Annotated in this window: 23 protein-coding genes and 7 tRNA genes; 26 read left to right on the top strand and 4 right to left on the bottom strand. The window is 40.0% G+C overall.

Going from position 1 to position 24,875, the window contains the following annotated elements:
- Window positions 1-65: 65 nt before the first annotated feature.
- The 3 genes from ruvC (at window position 66) to ruvB (ending at window position 2,693) form a co-directional block, all read left to right on the top strand.
- Window positions 66-596, top strand: coding sequence for a crossover junction endodeoxyribonuclease RuvC (gene ruvC, locus DXX92_RS11490; RefSeq protein WP_116000568.1), 531 nt, complete (start codon window positions 66-68; stop codon window positions 594-596).
- Window positions 597-1,002: 406 nt separating this feature from the next.
- Window positions 1,003-1,623 carry a Holliday junction branch migration protein RuvA gene (gene ruvA / locus DXX92_RS11485; protein WP_116000567.1) on the top strand — a complete coding sequence of 207 codons (621 nt, stop codon included), beginning with the start codon at window positions 1,003-1,005 and terminating at the stop codon, window positions 1,621-1,623.
- A gap of 65 nt (window positions 1,624-1,688) precedes the next feature.
- Window positions 1,689-2,693, top strand: coding sequence for a Holliday junction branch migration DNA helicase RuvB (gene ruvB / locus DXX92_RS11480; RefSeq protein WP_116000566.1), 1,005 nt, complete (start codon window positions 1,689-1,691; stop codon window positions 2,691-2,693).
- 147 nt (window positions 2,694-2,840) lie between these two features.
- On the opposite strand, the gene DXX92_RS11475 is transcribed toward ruvB, so the two are convergent.
- Together DXX92_RS11475 and DXX92_RS11470 are read right to left on the bottom strand one after the other, a co-directional pair.
- Window positions 2,841-3,704: a tetratricopeptide repeat protein gene (locus DXX92_RS11475; RefSeq protein WP_116000565.1), complete on the bottom strand. Its 864-nt coding sequence runs from the start codon at window positions 3,702-3,704 to the stop codon at window positions 2,841-2,843.
- 348 nt (window positions 3,705-4,052) lie between these two features.
- Complete coding sequence (locus DXX92_RS11470; RefSeq protein WP_116000564.1) at window positions 4,053-4,922, bottom strand: tetratricopeptide repeat protein; 870 nt, start codon at window positions 4,920-4,922, stop codon at window positions 4,053-4,055.
- 773 nt (window positions 4,923-5,695) lie between these two features.
- On the opposite strand from DXX92_RS11470, the gene ybgC reads away from it, so the two are divergent.
- The 13 genes from ybgC to DXX92_RS11405 all read left to right on the top strand — a co-directional run bounded on the left by ybgC (window position 5,696) and on the right by DXX92_RS11405 (window position 11,988).
- On the top strand, window positions 5,696-6,106 hold the full coding sequence (gene ybgC / locus DXX92_RS11465; RefSeq protein ID WP_116000563.1) for a tol-pal system-associated acyl-CoA thioesterase: 411 nt from the start codon (window positions 5,696-5,698) through the stop codon (window positions 6,104-6,106).
- Window positions 6,096-6,773, top strand: coding sequence for a protein TolQ (gene tolQ / locus DXX92_RS11460; RefSeq protein ID WP_116000562.1), 678 nt, complete (start codon window positions 6,096-6,098; stop codon window positions 6,771-6,773). The genes ybgC and tolQ overlap by 11 nt, the downstream gene beginning before the upstream one ends.
- Before the next feature lie 15 nt (window positions 6,774-6,788).
- Window positions 6,789-7,211, top strand: coding sequence for a protein TolR (tolR, locus tag DXX92_RS11455; protein WP_116000561.1), 423 nt, complete (start codon window positions 6,789-6,791; stop codon window positions 7,209-7,211).
- Window positions 7,212-7,214: 3 nt separating this feature from the next.
- Entirely contained in the window at window positions 7,215-8,159 is a 945-nt protein-coding gene (gene tolA, locus DXX92_RS11450) for a cell envelope integrity protein TolA (protein WP_245961466.1), read from the top strand.
- 60 nt (window positions 8,160-8,219) lie between these two features.
- Complete coding sequence (tolB, locus tag DXX92_RS11445; protein WP_116000560.1) at window positions 8,220-9,590, top strand: Tol-Pal system beta propeller repeat protein TolB; 1,371 nt, start codon at window positions 8,220-8,222, stop codon at window positions 9,588-9,590.
- Between the two features lie 42 nt (window positions 9,591-9,632).
- Window positions 9,633-10,178, top strand: a complete 546-nt coding sequence (gene pal, locus DXX92_RS11440) for a peptidoglycan-associated lipoprotein Pal (protein ID WP_116000559.1) — start codon at window positions 9,633-9,635, stop codon at window positions 10,176-10,178.
- Between the two features lie 40 nt (window positions 10,179-10,218).
- Window positions 10,219-10,986: a tol-pal system protein YbgF gene (ybgF, locus tag DXX92_RS11435; protein ID WP_116000558.1), complete on the top strand. Its 768-nt coding sequence runs from the start codon at window positions 10,219-10,221 to the stop codon at window positions 10,984-10,986.
- Between the two features lie 146 nt (window positions 10,987-11,132).
- A tRNA-Lys gene (locus DXX92_RS11430) sits at window positions 11,133-11,208 on the top strand.
- A gap of 54 nt (window positions 11,209-11,262) precedes the next feature.
- Window positions 11,263-11,338: transfer RNA gene (locus DXX92_RS11425), tRNA-Lys, on the top strand.
- 65 nt (window positions 11,339-11,403) lie between these two features.
- Window positions 11,404-11,479, top strand: a tRNA-Lys gene (locus DXX92_RS11420).
- A gap of 91 nt (window positions 11,480-11,570) precedes the next feature.
- Window positions 11,571-11,646: transfer RNA gene (locus tag DXX92_RS11415), tRNA-Lys, on the top strand.
- A gap of 45 nt (window positions 11,647-11,691) precedes the next feature.
- Window positions 11,692-11,767: transfer RNA gene (locus DXX92_RS11410), tRNA-Lys, on the top strand.
- Between the two features lie 145 nt (window positions 11,768-11,912).
- Window positions 11,913-11,988 (top strand) — tRNA-Lys (locus tag DXX92_RS11405).
- 14 nt (window positions 11,989-12,002) lie between these two features.
- Here DXX92_RS11405 and DXX92_RS11400 read toward each other — a convergent pair.
- Window positions 12,003-12,440 (bottom strand): hypothetical protein, encoded by a 438-nt coding sequence (locus DXX92_RS11400; RefSeq protein WP_147301956.1) that lies wholly within the window; start codon window positions 12,438-12,440, stop codon window positions 12,003-12,005.
- Between the two features lie 589 nt (window positions 12,441-13,029).
- On the opposite strand from DXX92_RS11400, the gene nadA reads away from it, so the two are divergent.
- From nadA to DXX92_RS11350, 8 genes are all read left to right on the top strand, one after another.
- On the top strand, window positions 13,030-14,070 hold the full coding sequence (nadA, locus tag DXX92_RS11385) for a quinolinate synthase NadA (protein WP_116000554.1): 1,041 nt from the start codon (window positions 13,030-13,032) through the stop codon (window positions 14,068-14,070).
- A gap of 196 nt (window positions 14,071-14,266) precedes the next feature.
- Window positions 14,267-14,354, top strand: a tRNA-Ser gene (locus DXX92_RS11380).
- 95 nt (window positions 14,355-14,449) lie between these two features.
- Window positions 14,450-16,378: a site-specific integrase gene (locus DXX92_RS11375; RefSeq protein ID WP_116000553.1), complete on the top strand. Its 1,929-nt coding sequence runs from the start codon at window positions 14,450-14,452 to the stop codon at window positions 16,376-16,378.
- 11 nt (window positions 16,379-16,389) lie between these two features.
- A complete protein-coding gene (locus DXX92_RS11370) occupies window positions 16,390-17,610 on the top strand; it encodes a hypothetical protein (protein WP_116000552.1) in 1,221 nt (406 codons plus the stop codon).
- Between the two features lie 708 nt (window positions 17,611-18,318).
- The gene (locus DXX92_RS11365; RefSeq protein ID WP_116000551.1) at window positions 18,319-19,020 is read left to right on the top strand and encodes a hypothetical protein; all 702 of its coding nucleotides are present in this window, start codon (window positions 18,319-18,321) and stop codon (window positions 19,018-19,020) included.
- Window positions 19,014-19,577, top strand: coding sequence for a hypothetical protein (locus DXX92_RS11360; protein ID WP_116000550.1), 564 nt, complete (start codon window positions 19,014-19,016; stop codon window positions 19,575-19,577). The genes DXX92_RS11365 and DXX92_RS11360 overlap by 7 nt, the downstream gene beginning before the upstream one ends.
- 19 nt (window positions 19,578-19,596) lie before the next feature.
- The gene (locus DXX92_RS11355) at window positions 19,597-20,667 is read left to right on the top strand and encodes a hypothetical protein (protein WP_116000549.1); all 1,071 of its coding nucleotides are present in this window, start codon (window positions 19,597-19,599) and stop codon (window positions 20,665-20,667) included.
- Window positions 20,668-20,884: 217 nt separating this feature from the next.
- Window positions 20,885-21,193, top strand: coding sequence for a hypothetical protein (locus DXX92_RS11350; RefSeq protein ID WP_116000548.1), 309 nt, complete (start codon window positions 20,885-20,887; stop codon window positions 21,191-21,193).
- Window positions 21,194-21,273: 80 nt separating this feature from the next.
- On the opposite strand, the gene DXX92_RS11345 is transcribed toward DXX92_RS11350, so the two are convergent.
- Window positions 21,274-22,503 (bottom strand): MerR family transcriptional regulator, encoded by a 1,230-nt coding sequence (locus DXX92_RS11345; protein WP_116000547.1) that lies wholly within the window; start codon window positions 22,501-22,503, stop codon window positions 21,274-21,276.
- A gap of 275 nt (window positions 22,504-22,778) precedes the next feature.
- On the opposite strand from DXX92_RS11345, the gene DXX92_RS11340 reads away from it, so the two are divergent.
- Both DXX92_RS11340 and DXX92_RS11335 read left to right on the top strand, forming a co-directional pair.
- The gene (locus tag DXX92_RS11340) at window positions 22,779-23,204 is read left to right on the top strand and encodes a hypothetical protein (RefSeq protein WP_147301955.1); all 426 of its coding nucleotides are present in this window, start codon (window positions 22,779-22,781) and stop codon (window positions 23,202-23,204) included.
- Between the two features lie 228 nt (window positions 23,205-23,432).
- Window positions 23,433-24,860 carry a TolC family protein gene (locus DXX92_RS11335; protein WP_116000545.1) on the top strand — a complete coding sequence of 476 codons (1,428 nt, stop codon included), beginning with the start codon at window positions 23,433-23,435 and terminating at the stop codon, window positions 24,858-24,860.
- The last annotated feature ends 15 nt before the right edge of the window (window positions 24,861-24,875 follow it).

Raw genomic sequence — 24,875 nt, 5'->3', positions numbered from 1 at the left:
GCATTAATGCATTGAGCCAGCGCGTTTTTTTATGGAATTTTTTAACGAATTATTAGGGTAACTCATTGGCAATTATTTTAGGTATCGACCCAGGTTCAAGGTTCACCGGTTATGGCGTGATAGAGCAGCACGGGCGAAAATTTACCTATCTAGGGAGTGGTTGTATCAAAGCGATTGCGGCAGGGGAAGATTTAGGTACACGTTTACAAACCATCTTTGCGGGTGTGTCAGAGCTGATCATCCAGTTTAAGCCAGATATGTTCGCCATCGAACAAGTGTTTATGGCAACTAACCCTGATTCAGCGCTAAAACTCGGGCAAGCACGAGGGGCAGCCATTGTCGCTGCAACCAATGCGGGTATGTCGATTGCTGAGTATTCAGCTCGCCAAATCAAGCAATCTGTGGTTGGCACAGGTGCTGCTGATAAAACCCAAGTGCAACATATGGTCAAATCCATTCTTAAACTGCCGGGTACACCACAAGCAGACGCCGCCGATGCGCTTGCGGTGGCGCTTTGTCATGCACATAGTCACGATTCGATTGTAAAAATGGCGGGGCAGGCGAGTAAAACGGTACGAGGCCGCCTACGAAAATAATTATACCCATACTACTTCAAGATGCTTGATTTCAGCGCTTTCACAGGGGGCAATATCAAGGTGCAACTCGCTGGAATGGTACTCGCTTTCTATGAGCTGTGAAATGATGATAATAAGTTTCCTGTGAAGCGCCCTCACTGCTTTAAAAATGGGTTGGTTTAAAAGCGATTTATGCTGAGTTATTGCTTTTGACAAGGGAACAACCATTCTCTGTAATCAATACCTTGCCTAAACCGCTTTTAATTCCAACTGAAACACACATTTTGAAATAGTATGGGCATCTAAGCATTTAAATCGGTTTACTGTATAAATATCTAGTGTTAAGCTCACTTTATTAAATAAGTTAGAACACTGAAGTTGGCTGAGCGAGAAGTTGTTGAGCTAGCAGCCGAAAAGAGGATGTGCCGTGATAGGACAATTACGTGGCAAATTATTAGTAAAACAGCCACCTGATATTATCATTGACTGCAACGGCGTTGGTTATGAAGTGCAAGTGCCAATGACCACGCTTTATGCATTACCTGAATTAAACCAAGAAACCACGCTTTATACCCACTTCGTTGTGCGAGAAGATGCACAGCTACTGTATGGTTTTGCCAATCAAGTGGATCGCAAACTGTTTCGTTTGTTAATTAAAGCCAGTGGTGTTGGGCCAAAACTAGCACTCGCGATTTTGTCTGGCATGTCGGCAGAGCAGTTTGTGAGTTGTGTCGCCCATGACGACGTTACAACCATAGTGAAAATTCCCGGTATTGGTAAGAAAACCGCTGAGCGCTTATTAATTGAAATGCGCGATCGCATTAAAGATTGGCAAACAGACTTAGCGACGCCTGCAACCGATGCTGCGCCATTTGAATTAGCCGCTGATAATGCACTTACAATCAGCGATGCCAAAGGCGATGCGATTAACGCACTGGTTTCGCTTGGCTATACACAAGCACAAGCTGATAAAGCAATTAAAGCTGTGTATGATGCTAACAAATCTAGCGAGCAGCTGATCAAAGATGCGCTCAAAGCCATGCTGTAGTTGGCAAAAAATTACGCTTAAAACGTAAATAAGACACAGAACAAGTCAGAAATAGAAGAATATAGATGATAGAAGCAGATCGACTAATCCAGCCGGCAGCAACGATAGAAGATGAAGGGGTAGATCGCGCGATTCGCCCTAAAATGCTGGCGGATTACACAGGGCAAGATCACGTAAAAGCGCAAATGGAAATCTTTATCCCTGCGGCAAAAAAGCGCAATGAACCGCTTGATCATCTACTCATTTTTGGCCCACCGGGATTAGGTAAAACCACACTTGCTAATATTGTTGCTAACGAAATGGGCGTAAGTATTCGCACTACGTCTGGGCCAGTATTGGAAAAAGCAGGGGACTTAGCGGCACTGCTGACCAATTTAGAAGAGAACGACGTTCTCTTTATTGATGAAATTCATCGCTTAAGTCCTATGGTAGAAGAAGTCTTGTATCCAGCGATGGAAGACTATCAACTGGATATTATGATTGGTGAAGGGCCAGCTGCTCGCTCGATTAAACTCGATTTACCGCCTTTTACCCTGATTGGCGCGACTACTAGAGCCGGTGCATTAACCTCTCCGCTTAGAGATCGTTTTGGCATTGTTCAACGCTTAGAGTTTTACTCAGCTAAAGATTTAACGGATATCGTTTCACGGTCCGCTCATTTCCTTAATCTGACGATTGATCAAGAAGGTGCATTTGAAGTAGCTCGCCGCTCGCGCGGTACACCGCGCATTGCCAACCGTTTATTGCGCCGAGTGCGTGACTACGCAGATATTAAAACTGGCGGTATCGTTAACAAAGAAAGTGCTGCTAGTGCGCTTGATATGCTTGAAGTTGATAACGAAGGCTTCGACATTATGGACAGAAAGCTATTGCAAGCCATAATCGATAAGTTTATGGGCGGGCCAGTAGGGCTTGATAATCTAGCAGCGGCCATTGGCGAAGAGCGTGAAACCATTGAAGATGTGCTTGAACCGTTTTTAATTCAGCAAGGCTTTTTACAACGTACACCAAGAGGCCGAATTGTTACAGAACGCACTTATCAGCATTTTGGGCTAACTAAACCCGCTTAGTATCAGCAGCAACGTATCCGCAGTAACAGGTACGAGAACGGTAGAAATTAAAATAATAAAAAGGATTAACGATCTAGTTAATCCTTTTTAGCTTGTGAGCTGAGAACAATAGCGTTAAGAGAAATAAAACCACACTCTCACTGCAAGTTATTTTTGCGACACCCACATACTGTCTTTCATTTCATTCAGTGACTTGCGCTGACAAGCCGCTTTTAATTGGCAGTCGCCACCAAGTCTACTGCCTGTAGAGTCATTTCTACTGCGAAAGTTGGCGAGCAACATGTCAAAGCCTTGTTTCAGCGTAGAGCCTGTAACTGTTATACGTTCGTATGTTTTACCTTCCCAGTTAGTCAAATCAACGCTACCAGCATCAGTTTTTGCCAACCACATGTTGTGCTCAACCAGCTTATTGTAAAGGGAAGGGTAATTAGTTTCATTAAACACTTTTTGGTTGTTTAGCTCTTCAACAAACTTAGGTAATTTGCTGTAGCGTTTATCAAATGCTCTGCTTAGCCACTTGTCTGAGGCCTGATAATTTGGTGCACCACTATTTTGAATATCACCTTGCGCATGCGCTTTGCCTAATAAAAACAAGGCGTGGATATGACCATTAGCCGCCGCGCGCTCTAGCCAATAAACACCTTGTTTATGATCTTGCAATCCAGGCTCAGAGACAAAAATTAGTCCCGTCATATATTGTGCTTCTTTAGAACCGTTAACTGCCGATTTTCGGTAGTATTTTAGAGCAAGCGTTTTGTCGACTTCAGTGCCGTAGCCATAGTAATAAAATTTAGCGGTGTTGTATTCAGCTGAAATGTAACCTTTACGTGCTGCACGTTTGAACTTCTTAAAATAAGAGACACACTCTGCTGTGTCACATGCGGTTATTTGTGCAGCATTTGCCGCGCCTGTGTAGGTTACAGATGCGAACACTAGTGCACTAGCCGCAACTAGTGTCGAAATTCGCTTAAAAGAAGCGCGTTTGGAATTTGTATTTACTTGGTTTGTCATATAGTCCCTCTCTTGACGTGTTTGATCCGTGTACAACAATAACGATTTACGTAATTATTGGCTTGCATAATTATTGACTTACGTAGTTATTACATTAACTAAGTTTAGCCTATACAACTAGCTTAACTTTAGTGTAGTAGCGTAGCGCTACTGCTCAAGTTTAGTGATTTTATGAAGTGATTAGTAAACATACAATTACCACTAAAGCGTAATCATTACAAATCTATCGTATCAGCGAACAGCGTTAGTAATTGAAACTATTAAGTTTTAGCAAAAATAAGCCCGCATATATGTGCGGGTAATACTGTTGGAAGATTGGAAAAATCCGCTTTCAGGTGATGAGCGTTCCTATTGCTGTGATACCCACTGACTGTCTTTCATTTCATTTAACGATTTACGTGCGCAAGCTCCGGTTAGCTGACAGTCGCTACCTAATCGGCTGCCTGTGGAGTTGTTTCTGCCACGGAAAGTAGCCAGTAAATTATCGAACGCTTCTGTTTGGCTGTAGCCCGTGACGGTTATGCGCTCATAAGTTTTACCATCCCAGTTACTCAAGGCAACTTCGCCATCGCTGTTTCTTGCTAGCCACATATTGTGCTCAACTAACTTGTTGTAAAGGGAAGGGTAGTTAGTTTCATTAAACACCTTTTTCGCATTTAACTCTTCAACGAGTGCTGGTAACTTGTTGTAGCGTTTATCAAAAGATTTGGTAAGCCATATATCTGATGCTTGATAGTTTGGTACACCACCATTAATCGTGTCGCCTTGCGCATGCGCTTTGCCCAGTAAAAATGCCGCGTGGATGTGACCATTAGCTGCGGCTCGCTCTAGCCAGTAAATACCTTGCTCGTGATCTTGCAAGTCAGGCTCCGACACGTAAATTAGGCCTGTCATATATTGTGCTTCTTTCGAACCGTTGACAGCTGTTTTTCTGTAGTACTTTAAAGCAAGTGCTTTGTCTGCTTCGGTGCCGTAACCGTAGTAATAAAACTTAGCCGTATTGTACTGTGCTGAAACATATCCTTTACGCGCTGCGCGCTTAAACTTTTTGAAATAAGAAGCACACTCTTCAGTGTTGCACGCTTCCAATTGATTCGCATTGGCAGGCTGAGTAAATGTGGTAGGTATGAGTAACATGGCAGCTACATAGCCAGCGATTAATGTTGATAAACGCTTATTAGTACTGCTTGCTGAGGTTATTCTTGTTGAGTTTGCCATATTTTCCCTCTCATGATGCGTGTGATCCGATTATAACGCTAACAACTTCTATCAAAAGTACACTGCAAAAACCTATTTAGCCAGCAAAAAACCTTAATTAAGTGGCTATATACTCAGTGTTTTAATCAGGTTTAACTAACAGGTTTAAGCCAAGTCCATGTCCAAGTTCAATTGAATTACGAAGCGGTTAGTACATTTACAAATATCACTAACGAGTAATGATTACAAACACTTGGCAAAAAATACTCATCATCAATTTGAAAAATAAGCAAATTACAGGCAAAAAAAAGCCCGCTTATTTGAAGCGGGCCAACTTAATAAAGTTGATAGAAGGAAGTTAAAAAATTCCAGGAAACATGTCAGAGAGAAGATGGTGTATCACCACCTTTTCAAGGTATCTGTGCTTGTGAGAAGATCTCACTGCGCTAGCTCAGAAAACAAGGGTATTTTAGGCAGGGCTAAGCGTGTTGGCAAACTAATAAAATTTTATTTAAGCATTAGAAAAACTAATCCGAAATGAGTGCGTGTTATTAGTATGCACTGCCTAATGAATAGTTATGGCGTGTTATTCATTGTTTTGTGAATTTTTATTCGCGAAATATGAATATTACGATTAGGTTAAATTAAGTAAGGAAAATGTTAGGTTTTTATTCGAGATACCGCTTTTTTACAATTTAATGACGAATTAAGCGCTTCAAGCCCTTGTCGGCGTAGGGCTTTGTTATTAAGATAATCGCCATAACAACTAGTGTAACTCTATTACTCAATAATTAATGACCTCTCCTTCGTTTCAATTACCTATCCGCGTGTTTTATGAAGACACGGATGCGGGTGGTATTGTCTATTACGCAAATTATTTAAAATTTTTTGAACGCGCGCGCACGGAGTGGTTAAGAGCACTAGGCATTGCTCAGTCAGATTTTCTCGAACATTCATTGGGTTTTGTTGTCAGACGAGTTGAAATGGACAACATTGCACCCGCCCGATTGGACGATCTTATTAAGGTTCACTCCGAGATAACGCGACTGAAAAAAGCCAGTGTGATGTTTTCACAGTCTATAACCCATGAAAACGGCAAGGTACTTTGCCGAGTGGAAGTTACCGTGGCTTGCGTAGATTTTTCGAAAAATAAACCCTGCCCAATACCAGCATTTATCCTAGGAGCATTGCAAAGTGTCAGCTGAATTATCAATTTTTGATTTATTTCTTCAAGCTAGTTTATTAGTTAAATCGGTAATGCTGATCTTGTTAGCATTCTCAATTGCCTGTTGGGCGATGATTTTTCAGCGTAAAAAGGCGCTAGATCAGGCTGCAAATCAACTAAAACAATTTGAAGATAGATTTTGGAGTGGGGCTGACTTAACTAAGCTTTATAACGAAATCTCATCTCGCCAGCACGTACAAGGTATTGAAAGCCTATTTGTTGCAGGATTCAAAGAATTTGCACGTTTACGCAAAAGTAATATTCAATCGCCGCAAGCAATAGTCGACGGTACTCATCGCGCAATGCGTGTTGCGCTGTCACGCGAAGTCGATAGTTTAGAAACCCACTTACCTTTTATGGCGACTGTAGGTTCAATTAGCCCGTATATCGGTTTATTCGGTACCGTTTGGGGGATCATGAATTCTTTTATTGCTCTAGGTGCAGTGCAACAAGCAACGTTAGCTATGGTCGCGCCAGGTATTGCCGAAGCACTTGTGGCAACCGCTATGGGTTTGTTTGCGGCAATTCCTGCGGTAATGGCGTTTAACCGCTTTAGTCATAAAGTTGAAAAACTTGAAAATAGCTATGGCAACTTTATGGAAGAGTTCTCTTCTATTTTACATCGTCAATCTGCGATTGAGCACTAAGAGGCGGAGTACATTATGTATAACCGTGTTAGACGAAGAAAAGTTGCGGAAATCAATGTAGTTCCCTACATCGATGTCATGTTGGTGTTGCTGATCATCTTTATGGTTACTGCGCCGCTTATCACCCAAGGGGTTAAAGTCGATTTACCAAAAGCTGATTCAGAGCCGCTGGATAAAGACAGCAAAACGCCTATTGTTGCGTCAGTTGATGCGCAAGGTAATTATTATATTGCAGAAGGCGCAGGCAAGAATAAACGCGTTAGCGCAGAAGAGTTGGAAATTGAAATTGCCGCTCAGCTGCAGAAAGACCCGAAAAAGCCCGTAGTTGTTAACGGTGATGGCGCGGTTTCTTATGACGCGGTTATTCAATTGATGGTACTACTGCAAAAAGCGGGTGTGCCTTCGGTTGGCTTGATGACTGACACGCCGGAGAAATAAGGCGTGCCAAGTAAACTGACTTCTTCGAAAGTGCTACTTAGCAAGTTAACCTCACCTGTTGGTTTAAGTCTAAGTTTACACTTTGCGCTGGGCATGGTGCTGCTTTTTGGTAATTTTACTTCGCACCCTCCTAAGCCGGCGCCAATGCAAGTTAACTTAAACCCTATTCAAGCGATAGTTGTTGACAATTCTGCGATTGAAAATCACGCGAAAAAGCTACGTGAAGAAAAAGCAAGAGCAGAAGCGGCCAAGCAAAAACGCATTCGTGAGCAAAAGGAAAAAGCCGAAGCAGCTAAACGCCGCAAAGCAAAAGAGCAAGCGCGTATTAAAAAGCTTGAACAGCAGCGCAAGCAAAAGGAAAAAAATAAGCGCATTGCCGAAGAAAAAGCCCGCCAAGCCAAACAAAAAGCAATAGCTGCAGAAAAAGCGCGTAAGAAAAAAGAGCAAGAGCGTAAGCGCAAAGAAAAAGCAGCCGCTGAAGCGAAAAAGAAACGTGAACGTGAAGAAGCTATTCGCAAAAAGAAAGAGCAAGAACGCAAGCGCAAAGCTGAAGCAGAGCGCAAACGTAAAGCACAAGAAGCGAAAGAGCGAGCAAGGCAAGAACAATTGCTCGCTGAGCAAATGGCGCAAGAAATGGCGGCAAGACAACGTGCGCGTGGTCAGCAAATGCAGTCTGAAATCAGCCGCTACACCGCACTTATTACCCAAACGATAAAGCGACACTTGATCACCGACCGCTCTACGATGGAAGGAAAGTCTTGTAAATTGACCATAACTCTAGCACCATCTGGATTTGTGACTAATGTGCAAACTGGCCAGGGCAGTGCGGTTGTTTGTAACGCAGCTAAAAATGCGGTTTATAAAGCGGCAACTTTACCGGTATCAAAAGATCCAGAAGTGTTCGCCCAAATGCGAAGAATTAGCTTAACCGTAGTACCAGAGTTCTAAATTGGTCACTATGCACGATAAAAATTATTAACAGAGCCACAACGAGTAAAGCAAAAATATATGTTTCAACAATTTAACGCCATACGCCAGTCGCTAAAGCTGGTATTGTCATTTGCACTATTAATGATGTCGAGCCACGCCTCGGCAACGTTAGAAATTGTCATCACAGAAGGTGTTGATAGCGCACGCCCAATCGCTGTTTTGCCATTTCAATGGCAAGGCGCAGGCCCTATGCCTGAAAATATCAGCAAAGTCGTAAGTGATGACTTATTGCGAAGCGGCAAGTTTAGCCCAATTGCGGCAAGTCGCTATCCACAGCAAGTTTACACAGATAAAGATGTAGACTATGCAGCGTGGGCAGCAGAAGGCGTTGAAGCAATCGTAGTGGGCAGCGTAAGTGAAGCGGGTATTGGGCGCTATCAAGTAAATTACCAGTTAATTGACGTAATTCGCGGCCAAATCACAGGTGGTAAATCTCAAATGTTAAGTGGCGGTCGTTTGGTTGCAGACTCTGCACACTTAATGTTAGACAGCGGCGCACAAATTGGTGCGAGTCAATTTCGTCGCTTTGCTCACCAAATTAGTAATGCTGTTTATGAAAAACTAACCGGCGAGCGCGGTGCATTCTTAACGAAAATTGCTTACGTCATTGTGCGTGACAATGGTGATTTTCCTTACCAATTGGTTTTTGCTGATTATGACGGTCACAACGAGCAAGTGCTATTAAAGTCAAAGGAACCTTTAATGTCGCCAGCATGGCACCCAAGTGCTGAGCAGTTAGCATATGTAACGTTTGAAAACCGCCAAGCGCAAGTTCATATTATTGATATCTACACAGGAAAGCGCCGTTTAATTAGTTCATTCTCTGGTATCAATGGTGCACCGCGTTTCTCACCAGATGGCAAAAAACTGGCATTAGTGCTGTCAAAAGATGGTAACCCTGAAATTTATACGTTAGACATCGCTTCTAATAAGTTACGTCGAGTGACTCGCCATCGTGCGATCGACACTGAACCAAGTTGGAGTCCTGACGGTAATTCATTGATTTTTAGTTCAGAACGGGGTGGAAAACCACAGCTTTATCGCGTAAATTTAGTCGATGGTAAAGTAAGACGCTTAACATTTGACGGCGAAATGAACTTAGGTGGTAGTTTAACTCCTGATGGTCGTCAATTAATTATGGTTAACCGAACGCGCGGTCAGTACCATTTAGCGAAACAAGAGTTAGATACTGGTGTATTCCAAGTATTAACAAAAACTCGCTTAGATGAGTCGCCGAGTGTATCACCAAATGGTGGCATGATAATCTATAGCACTATGCACAGAAGTCGCCAAGTGTTGAGTTTAGTGTCTGTTGATGGCCGCTTCAAAGCTCGCTTACCGGCATTGAATGGACAAGTAAAATCGCCAGCTTGGTCACCATTTTTATAATAATTATTAGTTAATTCTATTTACATGAATAAGGAAAATAAAATGCGCTTGAATAAAGTAATGAAGAGTGTAGCAATTGCATTACCTATGCTTGCATTAGGAGCTTGTAGCTCAAGCTCAGATACTGACGGTCAAAGCCAAGTTGACACCAACGCAAGTCAAACAGCTTCACAAACTCAAACGTCAGACAACGTACAAGTAACAGCGGCACAACGCGCAGCTGAAATTGAAGAGCAAAAGCGTCGTGAATTAGAGCAACTTCGCTCTGAGCACATTGTGTACTTCGACTTCGATACTTCATCATTATCAGGCTCATACTCAGCAATGCTTGATGCACATGCTAAATACTTGAACAACAACTCAGGTGTTAAAGTACTAATTGAAGGCCACGCAGATGAGCGTGGTACGCCAGAATACAACATTGCACTTGGCGAGCGTCGTGCAAAAGCGGTTGTTACTTACTTAGAAAACATGGGCGTTTCTCCGTCACAACTTAGCGTTGTAAGCTACGGTGAAGAAAAGCCAATGGTAAAAGATCGCACTGAAGCGGCTTTTGCTAAAAACCGTCGTGCTGTATTAGTTTACTAATTCGTAACTAATTACAAGTAACTAGGTAAATAGGACGGTAATGAAACTCAATAAAGTTTTATTCGGGCTTTTTGTTGCAGCTAGCACTCCTGTAGTGCTAGCTCAGCAACCGGCACCGGTGTTAGAAGTAAATGCTGGCTCTGGTTCGTTGTCAGATCGTATCGCGAATTTAGAGCGTCAATTAAGCGCACGTAATCGAGCACAAGTAAATATTCAACGTCAGCTTGATGAATTACAAACAGAGATGAGTGAATTGCGCGGTGTAACTGAGTTACATAGCCACCAACTCACGCAAGTGCTTGAACGTCAACGCGAGCTGTATCAAGAAATTGAACGCCGTGTTTCTGAAGCGCTTAAAACGCCTGCCCAAGTGCCTGCTGCACTTGCCGCACCGCAAGGTTCAGCTCCTGCAACTAACTACAGTAGCAATTTAACTGAAAATCAAGCGTATGATCGTGCAGTTAATATGGTGCTTAAAGAAAAGCAGTACGATAAAGCGATTCCTGAGTTTCAAGCGTTCAATAAAAACTTTCCTAATTCTTCCTACGCACCTAATGCTCATTACTGGCTAGGTCAGTTGTTATTCAACAAAGGTGAGTTAGCGCAAGCTGCCGCTGAGTTCGATATTGTCGTTCAGCGTCACACCACTTCAAATAAACGCCCTGATGCTATGCTAAAACTAGGCATGGTTGCACAAAAGCAAGGTCAAAACGCTAAAGCGGTTGCTATGTATCAGCAATTGATTGCGCAGTACCCAGACTCGACTGCAGCACAATTAGCCCAGCCTAGATTGCAAAGTTTACAGTAAATTTGTCGGTAACTTATTCTATTTGTTTGCTATTTGGGCAAACAAACCTGAATTACTAAAAAACATCAAAAATGTTGTTGCACTGACAAAAATTATAAGTATCATATGCGGCGCGTTGAACGAGAGGGCAACGCAACAACAAATGTCGGTCGTTAGCTCAGTTGGTAGAGCAGTTGGCTTTTAACCAATTTGTCGAAGGTTCAAATCCTTCACGACCGACCACTTTTCTTACCAAGGGGAAGTGTGAGGTAACTCATTTGTGACAACAATTTATATCGGTCGTTAGCTCAGTTGGTAGAGCAGTTGGCTTTTAACCAATTTGTCGAAGGTTCAAATCCTTCACGACCGACCACTCTTTTCGCAGCAATGCGAATACCAAATAAGTAGTGATGTAAATTGACGTAAAATTTCTGATATCGGTCGTTAGCTCAGTTGGTAGAGCAGTTGGCTTTTAACCAATTTGTCGAAGGTTCAAATCCTTCACGACCGACCACTTTCTTAACCTTGTTAAGTAATTAACAGTTAAGTAAGTAACAGTTAAGTAAGTAACAGTTAAGTAAGTAACAGAAATAAAAATCTGATATCGGTCGTTAGCTCAGTTGGTAGAGCAGTTGGCTTTTAACCAATTTGTCGAAGGTTCAAATCCTTCACGACCGACCACCTTTCTAACCTTGTTAGAGTGGTGACAAAAAATCAAATCTATATCGGTCGTTAGCTCAGTTGGTAGAGCAGTTGGCTTTTAACCAATTTGTCGAAGGTTCAAATCCTTCACGACCGACCACCTTTTTCAGGTGAATGAGTTTAAGTAGAGAGAAAAGCCAAGGCTTTTAACACTTGAACCCAAAGAATGGTCGAAGGTTTAAATCTTTTACGGCCTACAACCTTTCTAACCTTGTTAGAGTGGTGACAAAATATCAAATCTATATCGGTCGTTAGCTCAGTTGGTAGAGCAGTTGGCTTTTAACCAATTTGTCGAAGGTTCAAATCCTTCACGACCGACCACCTTGCTTTCAAATCTAAAGTTTACAGTGATACCCAAAGCCAAGGCTTTTAACGTTATTACCCAAATTATGTGTCAAAGGTTCAAATCCTTCACGACCGACCACCTTACTTTCAAGCCCTAATTTACCGAAAAAATCAAAGCCAAGGCTTTTAACGTTTTTACCTAAATTAAGTGTCGAAGGTTCTAATCTTTTACGACCGACCACCTTACTTTCAAGCCCTAATTTACCGAAAAAATCAAAGCCAAGGCTTTTAACGTTTTTACCCAAATTATGTGTCAAAGGTTCAAATCCTTCACGACCGACCACCTTACTTTCAAATCCTAATTTACCTAAAAAATCAAAGCCAAGGCTTTTAACGTTTTTACCTAAATTAAGTGTCGAAGGTTCTAATCTTTTACGAACGACCACCTTACTTACGAATCCTAATTTACCGTAAAAAATCAAAGCCAAGGCTTTTAACGTTTTTACCTAAATTACGTGTCGCAGGCTCAAATAATTCGCCATCGACCACCTTACTTAGGAATCCTAATTTACTGAAAAAATCAAAGCCAAGGCTTTTAACGTTCTTACCCAAATTACGTGTCGCAGGCTCAAATAATTCGCCATCGACCACCTTACTTAGGAATCCTAATTTACTGAAAAAATCAAAGCCAAGGCTTTTAACGTTTTTTACCTAAATTAAATGTCGCAGATCAAAACCCTTCACCACCGAGCACTTTACTCTCAAATCTCAAATAAAATAGATATTAAAGCCAAGGCTTTTAACTGTTGTACCTCAATCAAAAGCCAAATTTCTTTAAAACCAACGCTTTATTCTCAAACCTTTAGAGTTAAATTCGCTATTTCAGCGGTAGAACAGTCAAATAAGCCCAAGCGAGTATTGACCTGTTTATAGCCTTTCAAGAAAGTAATCACCGTTATTCGGATTTTAACTAGGATATATGACAACGCCATGACCTTAGGTACACTTTCTAATGGCTTTGGCGTATAATCGTCACCCGATTTTGTTCCCGTCAAGAAATTAGTTTAGAGAAAGGTAATGTCACAATCGAACTTAGCAGTTGATATTGATTTTCAATTTCCTGCCAAACCTCAGCCTCTTACTGCTGAGCAAAAAGCGCAGTACAAAGAAAGTATCAAAAAGCTGTTAAAAGAAAAAAATGCAGTACTTATCGCGCATTACTACACAGACCCAGAAATCCAAGCATTAGCCGAAGAAACCGGCGGCTGTGTTGCTGACTCGTTAGAAATGGCTCGTTTTGGTAACCAGCACGAAGCTGACACCTTAATTGTTGCTGGTGTACGTTTTATGGGGGAAACCGCCAAAGTACTTACGCCAGAAAAAACAGTGGTTATGCCAACACTTGAAGCCACTTGTTCACTAGATTTAGGCTGCCCAATCGACAAGTTCGATGCGTTTTGTAACGAGCACCCAGATCGTACGGTAGTGGTTTACGCTAATACTTCTACTGCGGTAAAAGCACGCGCAGACTGGATTGTTACCTCTTCTTGTGCACTTGAAATCGTTGAACATTTAGACGAACAAGGCGAAAAAATCCTTTGGGGTCCAGATCGCCACTTGGGTAACTATATCGAAAAGCAAACAGGTGCTGACATGCTGATGTGGCAGGGTGCTTGTATCGTTCACGACGAGTTCAAAACCAAAGCGTTAAAAGACATGAAAGGTCTGCACCCTGATGCAGCCGTTTTAGTGCACCCTGAATCGCCAGCGGAAATTGTCGAACTAGCGGATGCGGTGGGTTCAACTAGCCAATTGATTAAAGCTGCACAAGAGTTACCGAACAAGAAGTTTATTGTTGCGACCGACCGTGGCATTTTCTACAAAATGCAGCAGTTATGCCCAGAAAAAGAATTCTTCGAAGCGCCAACCGCAGGTCAAGGGGCGGCATGTCGCAGCTGTGCACATTGCCCGTGGATGGCAATGAATGGCCTAAAAGCGATTGAAGAAGCGCTAATTGACCCATCAGGTAAAGAAATCTTCGTCGACATGGAACTACGCGAAGGTGCACTGCGTTCAACCAACCGCATGTTGGAATTCTCTGCTTCGTTAAAGCGCTAAACTGTAAGCAATCCAGCAATATTTGTTGCTGAAATCAGACGAACTGATTAACGACTGAGCAGTTACCTGCAAATAATAAAGAAAGCCTTGCTAAAACAAGGCTTTTTTTCTAACATAGCGCAGCTTTTTTAAAGCACTGTCTAGCTAATGAAGTACTGATCCTAAGTTACTTAGCAAGACAATCTATTCAAAATAAGGTGACGTGTCCGAGTGGCTGAAGGAGCACGCCTGGAAAGTGTGTATACGGCAACGTATCGAGAGTTCGAATCTCTCCGTCACCGCCATAAATTTAAATAAATCATTAAAAACATATAGTTATAAAAGTGTTTTTTTACGATTTTTAAGGTCTGTCACATAACTTAGTCACAATAGGCAAGTTATGAAAAGACTAAGTCACTATTTATACAAATATCCTCACTCGAAAAATTTTTATTTCAGAGTTCGCATTCCAAATCAAATAATCAAGCTTTTTTCTCTTGAAAATCAGTTTTTTATTGGTAGTCTCAATACGTCTGATTTAAATGTAGCTCAACGGTTAGCACTGTTAATTAAACCGTTGTTATTTAGGGAGAGCAGTATGTGGGACTATTCAGAAGCTATGGATATGGTGCGTGAAATAAGAGAAGCGCAAGCGAAGGAAGATATGCAGGGCGAGAAGTGGGATTTTCGCAATTACCTAAAAGAGCGGTTTAAGCAGTATTTATCTTGGGGTAAACAAGCTATCGCTGCTGAAATGTCTGTAACTGAGTCGTTAGACGAGTTACCAGAGATTAACCCCAAAGATATATCAACATTCCAAGAGTATTTACAAAGTAACATTTCACCACAAGGCTTTAATGGCAATACTGAGTTATTGGCTCAAAAAGGCTATTTATTATCGTTTTTAGATGATTACGCAGCCTTTACTCGAACAAATGAATTTAGGCGTGCAAAACAGCCTTCTGATAGTCAATTATCCTTAACTCAGGCAACAGCAGCGGAAAAATTATTTTCTGAATTTGGGTATGGAGAAAGTTATGTAAAAGCCTTTCCTCTTGAAGTTTATACAGACGAACCAGACGGTGAAGCGCTTGCTCGGTTTGTCGCTCGTCATTTGAATTTAGAGTTCAGCTTTAAGCAATCCTTGGCTAAACAGCTCAAAGAATACAAGCAAAGCTTTGATTGTTTTAGCGAAGAAGCATTTGACCGTGAGTCTTTGTCGCCAACTCATATGCAATCGTTTAGCGAAATGTTCGCAACGCTACAAGAAACATTATCCACTATTAAAGATTTTAAGGAAGAACAAATGGCTAAAAAAGAAGCCGAAGAAGCCGTTCGGTTATCAGAAATGGCTAAGTTTTTTATGGTGGAAAAAGCTAAGTCCGCACAAGCTGACACGGTTAGACAGTATGAAATAGCATTTGAGTATCTCTATTCCTTGATTGGTGAAGACTGCAATATTCTTAATTTTGGTAGAGAACAGGCAGTAGAGATTAAAAAAAGTTTACTTTCCAAATACGCCAATGGTGAAAAAGGTAGAAAACAAGAAACTATATCGGTAGCCACACTCAATAAATATTTATCAAATTATGGTGCGTTTTTTAATTGGTGCTATCAACATAAAAAAATTAATCAAGGCAATCAGTTTACGAAGCTAAGTATTAAAGAAACGGATAAAAACACAGCTTCCAGACGTTCTTATACGCAAAGTGAAATCAATAAAATTATGGCTTACGAGCCGCTTAAAAAGTCGGAAGCTAAAACAATTCGTGATGATATATATTGGTTTCCTAAGGTGGCGTTATACACCGGAATGCGACTTAATGAGATAGCTGCTTTAACAGTTGACGACTTTCAAATAGTAAAAGGCATTCATTTTATTAATTTAACTGATAAGAAATTAAAAACAGAGTCGTCTCGAAGAGTTGTTCCTGTTCATTCAAAATTAATAGAACTGGGGTTAATCAAGTTTGTAGAGGAAAAGAGAAATAAAGGTGAGGAAATAGTTTTCTCTCAGATAAGAGTAGGGAAGACTGAGAAAAAACGAGATGGCTGGGCTGAACCTATTTCTCGTTGGTTTAATAGAACCGCTCTTAGAAATATGGGAGTCGATAAAGATCAAGAAGCACAACAAGGAATAATGATCGACTTTCACAGTTTTAGAACAACGTTTATTTCTCGTTTGAAGTTTAAAGGCTGTGACGGGTATATGGTTAAACAAGTGGTCGGCCATATGAAGTCTGATAACGTAACATTTGAGCGTTATGGTAAAAATACCTCTACACATATGGACGCATTGAAAGAGTTAGTTGAAGAGATTGATTATTAAAGGAAGTTAAAATGGGAAATCTATTCGAAAACCCCGAAATGCGGGATGCTGTTATTTATGAATTTACCAATTCACCATATGAAGCTTTGATCTATGCGGATTCTCTCAGGTTTGAAAAAGGTAATAAGACAATAGGTTTAGTGGATCAATTTCAAGGTAAGAGACCTGTTGTTCTTAACTATGATTTTGCAGTCCTAAGAAAGGAATTACAATTAGGATTTGTACATACCCTTATTATGGATTCCCATATAGTTGACGCATTGCATAGATTCGTTTCGGGTAAGGGAAAGCAGGATGAAGATTCAAAATTTGTGGTTACGCAGTTTCTGAACCACGTTTCTCAGATAAAGTGCGATTACAACCCCGTTTTTTATATGGTTGAAAACTGGGCTAAATCTCCCGAAGAAGTGTACTTAAAAACTACCTCTGAAAAGCTAACTTCGTTGCTTACGTTACACGCTATGGACGAAGAAGTATTTTTAAGATCTGGTGAAATATCCCTAAAACAAGAAGCCATTGATTATTATTTTGAAAAATATGATGCTTCGAGTATTGAAGAGTGCGCTTTAAGGTGGGCTGAATCTTTAATAAATGTGAATGCTTTTGATATGTATAAAAAGCACACAAGACTTACTTATGCTTGCTTATTGAAAATGGTGTTAATTCACTTTTTAAATCCAGAAGTATCTGAAAAAAATATAATAGATAAAACTCACCAATTTATAAAATTTTTGGTAGAAGATTTAGATATTATGCTTATGAGAGAGTTCTCACTCGCAATTTACTATTTTTCTAATTTAGCTGGTAGGTTCTTGAATATACAGCCGAATATGTCATACAAAAAAGCAGCAAAGAACCTAAGAGCAACGGCTTGGGATATGCTACTTTTGAGGTTGCCTGAGATGCTGTTAGAACCATCGAGGTTACCTGAGGTTAATACTTCATACATTGTAACGTCAGAAGATAAGCTACTTGCAGTAGGGGAGCTTTTTAACTTAGAGTCACTTTTTTATCCTAATTCTCAATCCTTTGGTACACCAGCATTGAGCACTAAAAGTGAAAATTTTGATTCAAAAGTATCACAAGAAAACTTGGATTTACTTTTTCAGGAATTATCTCAATTATCATTCATAAGGCGTCAAATTGATTATGATATTAAGTTAGATGATTCAAAGGTTGAATGGATAATTAATGACCTTGAACACCAATTGGGTCACTTATGTAGAGGTTAGTTCGCTTAACCATTAATGATTGACAATAAGGGCTTTGCCCTTTTTGCCAGCAAACGTCTGCCCTAGTCGATTAAGACCATTAGACGCTAACTGGCAAAGTTCAATCATAATAAATTATCTTCTTTTTGCCGTGGCTACTCTTGTTCTGTGTTAAACAATTTCACAAAGTGGACTTACCCAGCTAAAAACACAAAGCTGCATTCGCACCCTCCACTTAGCCGAGAACATTCATAACTTACTATTTTTAGCCCTACTTTTTTTACTTGGAGTTGGTTGGTTTGCCCGTATACCAAGACTTTTACTTTAGAAATAGTGTTAGTGAAGTCACCGCCCGCTGCGGGTTGGTCCTTGCGACCCCCTTGTAGACCTTGGCTTTACTATCCCACACTCCTGGCAACCCAAGAACAGTAAAGGCAAAAACAAATAATGATTAGCAACTAAATAATGAGATTTATAACAGGAATAATTTTTACCGTACTTTAAAAAGTACACCCATTACTAATTGATTTACCATCAATTTTTCTTTTGTCAAATTTTTGCTATGCAAAAACCAGAAGTAAACCTGAAAACTTGTTTTTGTATGGTTTGCCTATCTGGAAGTTAAATAATTTTGGGGTAGTTTGTGACTCATTACCAAAATTAATTAACACCAGATATTTACAATTCTCATTTTTATGTTTTATTGAAATAAGAACAAACGAGAATGGAATGAAAAATTGGACTGTAATCGCAGAACCTGTTCGGGATGAACATTCGGGTATCTGCTCTTATTTGAATTATTTAACTGCGAAAAATCATAAAAACCACCGTGGTATAACTCGCATAATACCTATTCATAATAGTGTTGAACGATATATAAATAACTGTATCTCAGAAGTAACACAGCGAAATCTTAAACGAGCAAAATCAAAAAAGGGTGGCAGAAATATAACGAGCTACGCCCAAAGTTTCGTATTTACATTACCACCAGATATTAAGCTCAGTGATTTGCAGTGGTATCAAGTCTCTAAGCATATTTTTAGCGATCTATCTGATTATCTACTGGTAGACAAAGAACAGCTATTAAAAAGTAGCTTTATCAATTTACACGACCAAAAGAACCAGCATATTAATTTAGTTGTTAATAAAGTTATTAATGGTGAAGTGAAACGTGAGATACAAAGGAAAGGAGCATTAAAGCTATTAAAAAAAAGCTTTAATGCTGCGGTGCTCAAATATAGCAACATTAATTGTCTGAATTATGTTCCTGAAACTCAGCGCACAAAGCGGTATAGCCCGTTTTACTTTAATGAGAATAAGGCTGAAATAAATGCAAAAAATAGCGCTGACATAGAGATTGTTTCCGGCGGAGCCGAAAACAATTTGCCTAATCAAACCATAAAGAAAAGAGCAAGGAGGCTCCAATGTTAAAACTACAATTACATATACAAAATCAACTCGTAAGAGAGATAGAACAAACAATTATCAATGAACAGTGTCATTGGTTATCAGATAAATATGAAGCTCCAACTAGGGTTGTATGGGCGGTTGAACATAAACTTTTGCTAACTAATAGCCTTTTACCTGTTGAGCTAATTAATGAGCTTGGTTTTTTACTTCAAGATTACGGTAGAGAATTGATTGAATCTATAAACAATCAATGCCCTCCGCTACCATTGGCTGCTGTAATATCTAAATTTATTTTTGATAAAGAAAAAGCTAAATTTCGAAAGCTACAAACTAAGCTTAACCCCAGTAAAGATATAGAAGAAATAAAAGGCTATAAGCTTAGTGATTATTTGATTTTAGGCTACCAGTTTTACGATGCTTTGTTCTTTGTTTACTCCCATTGCTATAAAAGTGAAATAGGATATTACTGGGGGTTAAAAGTTAATGAACTTACTGAATATCCTAAGTTTATAGAAAAAAGTTCAGATATTAATTTCAATCGTAAAAAGTTATCTTTGAAGTATAGATTGAAAATTTGAATTTAATATAAGGGCAAAAATGGAAAAGTTATTTGATACACCAAGATCAAAATCTGCTTTACAGTCATTTAGAGTTCGAGTGGAAGCCATTGAAGAGGGAACTGATTTTGAAAATGGCAGGAATAATGTAATAACCTTAGTTTTAAGTGCTATGGAGAATAACGCAGAACAGTGGGATAAAAATTGTCAAGTGAATATAAGTTGGATAGGGCAGTCATTTATTGATCGTTTGTCTAATAATGAACGTGTTTTAGATAAAGATAGATTAGATGGAGTATGCACTGACTGTTTTCGTTTTTTATTCGAATTATATCTTTCTATAAAAAATGACTTAGCAATTGAATTTGAACGTGCGAGACGTTTTGTTGTTACCAATGTAGATAACTTTGAAGAAGACTCCAAAGGACAAATTGAATATGCTCTAAGAGATATGCCCGTCAATATAATTAAGAATATTATCAACAGTGATGCTATCTCAAGTATTAAAGATTTTAATTCAAATCAACATAAAGCAGAAAAACTAAAAGGTGAATGGGAAAAAGAAATATCTGAAAAAGAAAAACGAGTGAACCAATTAAAAGCTTCTTTGGACGAGTATGAAAATGGGTTTAATTTTGTTGGTTTGTATCAGGGATTTGACGATTTAGCTACCGAAAAAACGAATGAAAAAAATTCTTTGCTATGTTGGTTGAGAATCCTCTCAGTGGTAATTCTCTTGCCTATTTTAATAGAGCTATATGTGATTTTAGATAATGTTGGCAATATCAGTGCTATTAAAGAAGGACTTTTAGTTTCATTAGTGCCGACAATATCATTTATCGCTATTTGCACATACTATTTTAGAATATTGTTGATAAATTATAAGTCTGTTAAATCTCAGCTGTTGCAAATAGATTTAAGAAAAACTCTATGCAGATTCATTCAAAGCTACTCTGGTTATTCAGCGGATATTAAAAAGCAAGATTCTGAATCATTGTCTAAATTTGAAAATATAATATTTTCTGGAATCGTCTCAGAAGAAGCTAAGTTACCTTCTTCGTATGACGGATTGGAACAAATCAGTAAGTTAGTAAAGAGTATGAAATCATAAGTTAATAAACTTAGTCACAAAGCTCTGTCACATAATTTTTATGGATGGTAGGATAGTTAATACATTCAAAAAGTTATGTGACTTTGTGTTTTGTGGCGGAAGATCTCTCCGTCACCGCCATCAAAAAAATTTTACCTGATTTAAATCATTACTAAATATATCCGAGTTAGGTTGAATCAGGCATTAACACGGAAATATAAAAGGAACTTTGACTTCAATGGAATTTAGAAATTGTGAGTTTAAATTTAAATGCCCTGAAGATTGGGACAGTATGAGCATTACAGATGATGATACTGTAAGGCATTGTGAAGTCTGTGAAAGGAATGTTTATCTTTGCCAAGATGAATCTGAAATTATAGATGCTCTGAAGTTTAATCGATGTGTTGCAATACCTGTAGGTTTTTTGGATAGTCAACGCCAGCCTTCACCACGTATGTATGTAGGAGAACTTGAGTCGTCGTCTTACCCACTGAATCACTCCGAAGCAAGTGTTGATGACGATTTATTTGAAGAGTTCGATCTATGATCTCACTTTAATTGTTTAACTAACCTTTAGTTTCAATTTTCAATTTTTAATTTTTAATAGTCGAAATGTAGCAATTGAGCCTAGGATGGCGTTAAAACAAACATCTGATATCCATATTCTTTTTGATAATTCAGATAAAACTCAACTTCGCGCGATAAATCAGCCAGTGCTTTTGAGCCTTTCATGCAATTAGATAAATTGTTAATTCGCTGTTTTAAGGGCAGATAATAGTTATCCCAAGAGGCTTGCTGATAAGTAAAATCAGTAATTAGCTCGTAACCTGCTTTGGCAATTTGTTGTCTTCTGGTATCAATAGTTTGTATATCTGGGTAGTCTTTTTGCCAATGTTCTACTACATCTTTGCTTGGCTTATCTGTCAGCAAAACGAGATCGCTAAACACCAGTATACCTTTATCAGTAAGTAACGGTTTCCAAGCAGCCAGTGCGTTTTCTACGCCCATAATATAGGCAGATGATTCTGCCCAAATAATATCAAAGCTATTAGGTTTAAATGGCAAGTCGGTCATACTCGAGCAAAGAGTGTTAACCGAGCTTTTTAAGTTTGTTTTAGGCTTGCTTTGAAGCATTTGTTTGACACTGACGAGTGCAGATTCTTCGTTGTCCACTGCAGTAATTTCAGCTTGTAAGTGCTGCGCAAGTACTTTGGTTGCTAAGCCCTTACCACAGCCAATTTCGAGCACCTTTTCGGGCTTGCTTGTTAGTAGCGAAAGGGCGTGCAGTGTTTCGCTTTCATCGCCTGGCCCCCACCTTTCTAGCCCATTAAAAATATGCATAAAGTCATTCATATATTGATCGTGTTGTGTCATGTTTTTTGATAACCATTTCAGTCGAAAGGCTTCTTTCTCGCTAAAGCCTTGTGTTAAAAGCCAATTAAAATGCGCTTCTGGTGTGTCGTGAATTGCTTTTTGGTGCCAGCTTTGTTCGCTAAACTCAGTGTTATGACCACTAGAGTCAGTATCACTCGATTTAAGCTCTGTAGTTAAGCCAGCCATGGCTGCAAGCATTTCTCGGGCTTGTTGTTTCTGTAATATCTCTTCGTCTAGTTTGGCAAGCCGTTGTTTAAGCATGTCTTTATCAATTTGGTGTGCCAAACAAGCTTTACATTCTTTTAACGACAAGCCACCAAGCTGAAGTTGTTGAATAAATTTTACTTGCTCCACATCTAATGCTGAATACAGCCGATAGCCATTCGCTTGTCGGTGGCCTTTGATAAGCCCTAGTTTTTCATAGTAGAGCAGGGCTGTTCTTGAAAGCCCCACTTGGTTTGCTAGCTCAGAGATACGGTACATGCGGATGCTCACTTAAATCTTGTTAGCTACTCTAAACTATAAAGTAATAGACGGGTCAATAGTAAGTGTATGACAGCCGATATGTAAATCTACAGAAATGGTGAGCCTTAACTACATAGGTTGTGAGCTTAGGGCTCGAGTATTAGCACGAACTCTTTGATACTCATTTACTTTTAATGACGCTGGCTTTATCCTTTGCGCCAATTGTGATCTATTCTTTTGTTATGCAAGCGTTTCTCTCTAAAGTTATTTTGTGGTTGTTAATGGTGACGGTGGTGTCTGCTCAGACATCGGCATTTGCTATGCATAACTGCAATATGAGCCACGCTTCCAGCACTGAGGTCACTGAACAAAACGCTCATGCCCACCACAATCAAACTAGTTACCAACAAGAAGTTCAAACTCTAAACGAATCTAAGGGGAACTTGCACTCAGGACATGCTATGCATATGGCTAGTATGAATGGAGCTGTTAGTGAAAGTGATAGCGCTAGCATGAGTGATACCGCCAACATGAGTGATATGGATTGCTGCGGTGCTGACTGCTCATGCCCAACGGCGAGCTGTTCAAGTGTTACAGCTTTTAATGACAATTCTTCACTCGCATTAGCGTTTAATTCAGATAAGGTTTTTGGCCTTACGCAAGTCGCTTTGCGCGGTATATTCTCTTCTTTATTCAAACCTCCAATACACGATTTATAGCTCTGGCGTTATTGCGCCCAAAATAAGGGCTTATTGCGCCCCAAACTCACCTTTTATTATTGTTTTTGCGCTTTTAGTTAGTTTTTGACTAGCGATCAGTGCATGTTGTTAAAGCTTTTTAGCTACAAGTTGGCATTACTTCCTTTATTCCGGTTGTGGTTTTATCCCTGATGGTTTTAAAGGTTGTGTGTATACATAGAAGCTAGGGCTAGGCACGGGAGTGTCGCTATGGTTTTCGTTACAAGTATCGTTAATTTTTATCATCAAGTTCACCACGGCGGTAGGCTTTATAACGCAGCTTTGTCGCTGGTCATTACCATTGCTAGTGCTTATTTACCTGCTGGAAATGCTAACACTGTTTCCAGCGCGACTAAGGTGCCCTCCATTTTAACCTTGGAAAAGGCTATTAACCTCGCTGTGAGTGAAGATCCTTGGCTTGGTCAAAGCCAGTATCAAGAACAGGCTAGCCTTGCCAAAGGCGAAGCCGCGATGAGCTTTTCAGACCCTGTAATTTCGCTTGGGGTGCAAAACCTGTCTACCGATACATGGAGTTTTAACCAAGAAAATATGACACAGCTAAGGTTAGGTATCAGTCAGCCATTACCAAGAAAGGGTGAGCGAGCGATACGAAAGTCCCAGTTTGATTTAACGGCAGGCAAGCAACCTCTGCTGAGGTTAGACAGAAGCGCTCAGCTTAAACGCCAAGTTTCTTTATTGTGGTTAGAAGCATTTCGTGCACAGCAGGTGATGCAATTTATTGAAGCCGATCGCGCTTTGTTTGAAAAACTAGTCGATAGCTCAAAGGCCAGTTATGGCAGTGTTAGCGGCAAGGTGAAACAGCAAGACATTATTGCGGCGCAGCTCGAGTTATTACAGCTCGATGATAAGTTAGTCGCCGAGCAGCAAAAGTATTTAGCTGCACTAGGTGCCCTGTTTGAGTACCTGCCGAGCGATGCAGCTGGATCAGAATATTTATCAATCCAGTTACCTAGCCTCCTACCTAGCTGCCTACCTTTGGTTGAATTTAACGGTCGCAACAAAAGCCATAGTCAGGCGAATCTCGTGCAACGTTTTTTATCTCACCCTAAAATTCGCGCGCAAGGCATGGATGAAAAAGTTGCGCAGCAAAGCGTTAAACTTGCCAAAACTCAGTATCAGCCTAAATGGCAGTTCAATGCGAGCTATGGTTATCGTGACGATGCTGACAACCGCTTTATCAATGAACGCAATGATGGCGAGCGCGCTGACTTTTTCTCCGTTGGGGTAAGTGTTGAAGTGCCACTGTTTACTGAAAAGCGCCAAGACAATTGGTTGTTAGCGGCAACGGCAGAAAGTGAAGCGGTAAAAACAGAACAACGTTTGCTACTGCAAAAAATGCTTGGTGAAACAGAGAAAGAGCTGGCAAATGTTGCGGGCTTAAAGAAACGCCAAACCTTATATCAATCGCAAATTCTTGAACAAACTCAGCAGCAATCAAAAGCAACGCTAACGGCATATACCAATGCTAATGGTAACTTTACCGATGTGGTGAGAGCACGCATCGCTGAGCTTAATGCCAAAGTAACGGCATTGACCATAGATGTAGAGCTGCTCAAAGCGGTCAGTCGCTTAAATTATTACTTCACCACAACGACCGAAAATACGGCAAGCAAATAAGGTTGTTGTTAGGAA

Origin of the sequence: Thalassotalea euphylliae (assembly GCF_003390395.1) — a bacterium.
Lineage (GTDB): Bacteria > Pseudomonadota > Gammaproteobacteria > Enterobacterales > Alteromonadaceae > Thalassotalea_F > Thalassotalea_F euphylliae_C.
This window is presented reverse-complemented; position numbering and strand designations above follow the sequence as displayed.

What these genes read in the sequence shown, in the direction of transcription:
- ruvB (WP_116000566.1), top strand. Translation starts at nt 1,689, where the DNA reads ATGATAGAAGCAGATCGACTAATCCAGCCGGCAGCAACGATAGAAGAT.
- DXX92_RS11475 (WP_116000565.1), bottom strand. Translation starts at nt 3,704, where the DNA reads ATGACAAACCAAGTAAATACAAATTCCAAACGCGCTTCTTTTAAGCGA.
- DXX92_RS11470 (WP_116000564.1), bottom strand. Translation starts at nt 4,922, where the DNA reads ATGGCAAACTCAACAAGAATAACCTCAGCAAGCAGTACTAATAAGCGT.
- ybgC (WP_116000563.1), top strand. Translation starts at nt 5,696, where the DNA reads ATGACCTCTCCTTCGTTTCAATTACCTATCCGCGTGTTTTATGAAGAC.
- tolR (WP_116000561.1), top strand. Translation starts at nt 6,789, where the DNA reads ATGTATAACCGTGTTAGACGAAGAAAAGTTGCGGAAATCAATGTAGTT.
- tolB (WP_116000560.1), top strand. Translation starts at nt 8,220, where the DNA reads ATGTTTCAACAATTTAACGCCATACGCCAGTCGCTAAAGCTGGTATTG.
- pal (WP_116000559.1), top strand. Translation starts at nt 9,633, where the DNA reads ATGCGCTTGAATAAAGTAATGAAGAGTGTAGCAATTGCATTACCTATG.
- ybgF (WP_116000558.1), top strand. Translation starts at nt 10,219, where the DNA reads ATGAAACTCAATAAAGTTTTATTCGGGCTTTTTGTTGCAGCTAGCACT.
- nadA (WP_116000554.1), top strand. Translation starts at nt 13,030, where the DNA reads ATGTCACAATCGAACTTAGCAGTTGATATTGATTTTCAATTTCCTGCC.
- DXX92_RS11375 (WP_116000553.1), top strand. Translation starts at nt 14,450, where the DNA reads ATGAAAAGACTAAGTCACTATTTATACAAATATCCTCACTCGAAAAAT.
- DXX92_RS11370 (WP_116000552.1), top strand. Translation starts at nt 16,390, where the DNA reads ATGGGAAATCTATTCGAAAACCCCGAAATGCGGGATGCTGTTATTTAT.
- DXX92_RS11365 (WP_116000551.1), top strand. Translation starts at nt 18,319, where the DNA reads ATGAAAAATTGGACTGTAATCGCAGAACCTGTTCGGGATGAACATTCG.
- DXX92_RS11360 (WP_116000550.1), top strand. Translation starts at nt 19,014, where the DNA reads ATGTTAAAACTACAATTACATATACAAAATCAACTCGTAAGAGAGATA.
- DXX92_RS11355 (WP_116000549.1), top strand. Translation starts at nt 19,597, where the DNA reads ATGGAAAAGTTATTTGATACACCAAGATCAAAATCTGCTTTACAGTCA.
- DXX92_RS11350 (WP_116000548.1), top strand. Translation starts at nt 20,885, where the DNA reads ATGGAATTTAGAAATTGTGAGTTTAAATTTAAATGCCCTGAAGATTGG.
- DXX92_RS11345 (WP_116000547.1), bottom strand. Translation starts at nt 22,503, where the DNA reads ATGTACCGTATCTCTGAGCTAGCAAACCAAGTGGGGCTTTCAAGAACA.
- DXX92_RS11335 (WP_116000545.1), top strand. Translation starts at nt 23,433, where the DNA reads ATGGTTTTCGTTACAAGTATCGTTAATTTTTATCATCAAGTTCACCAC.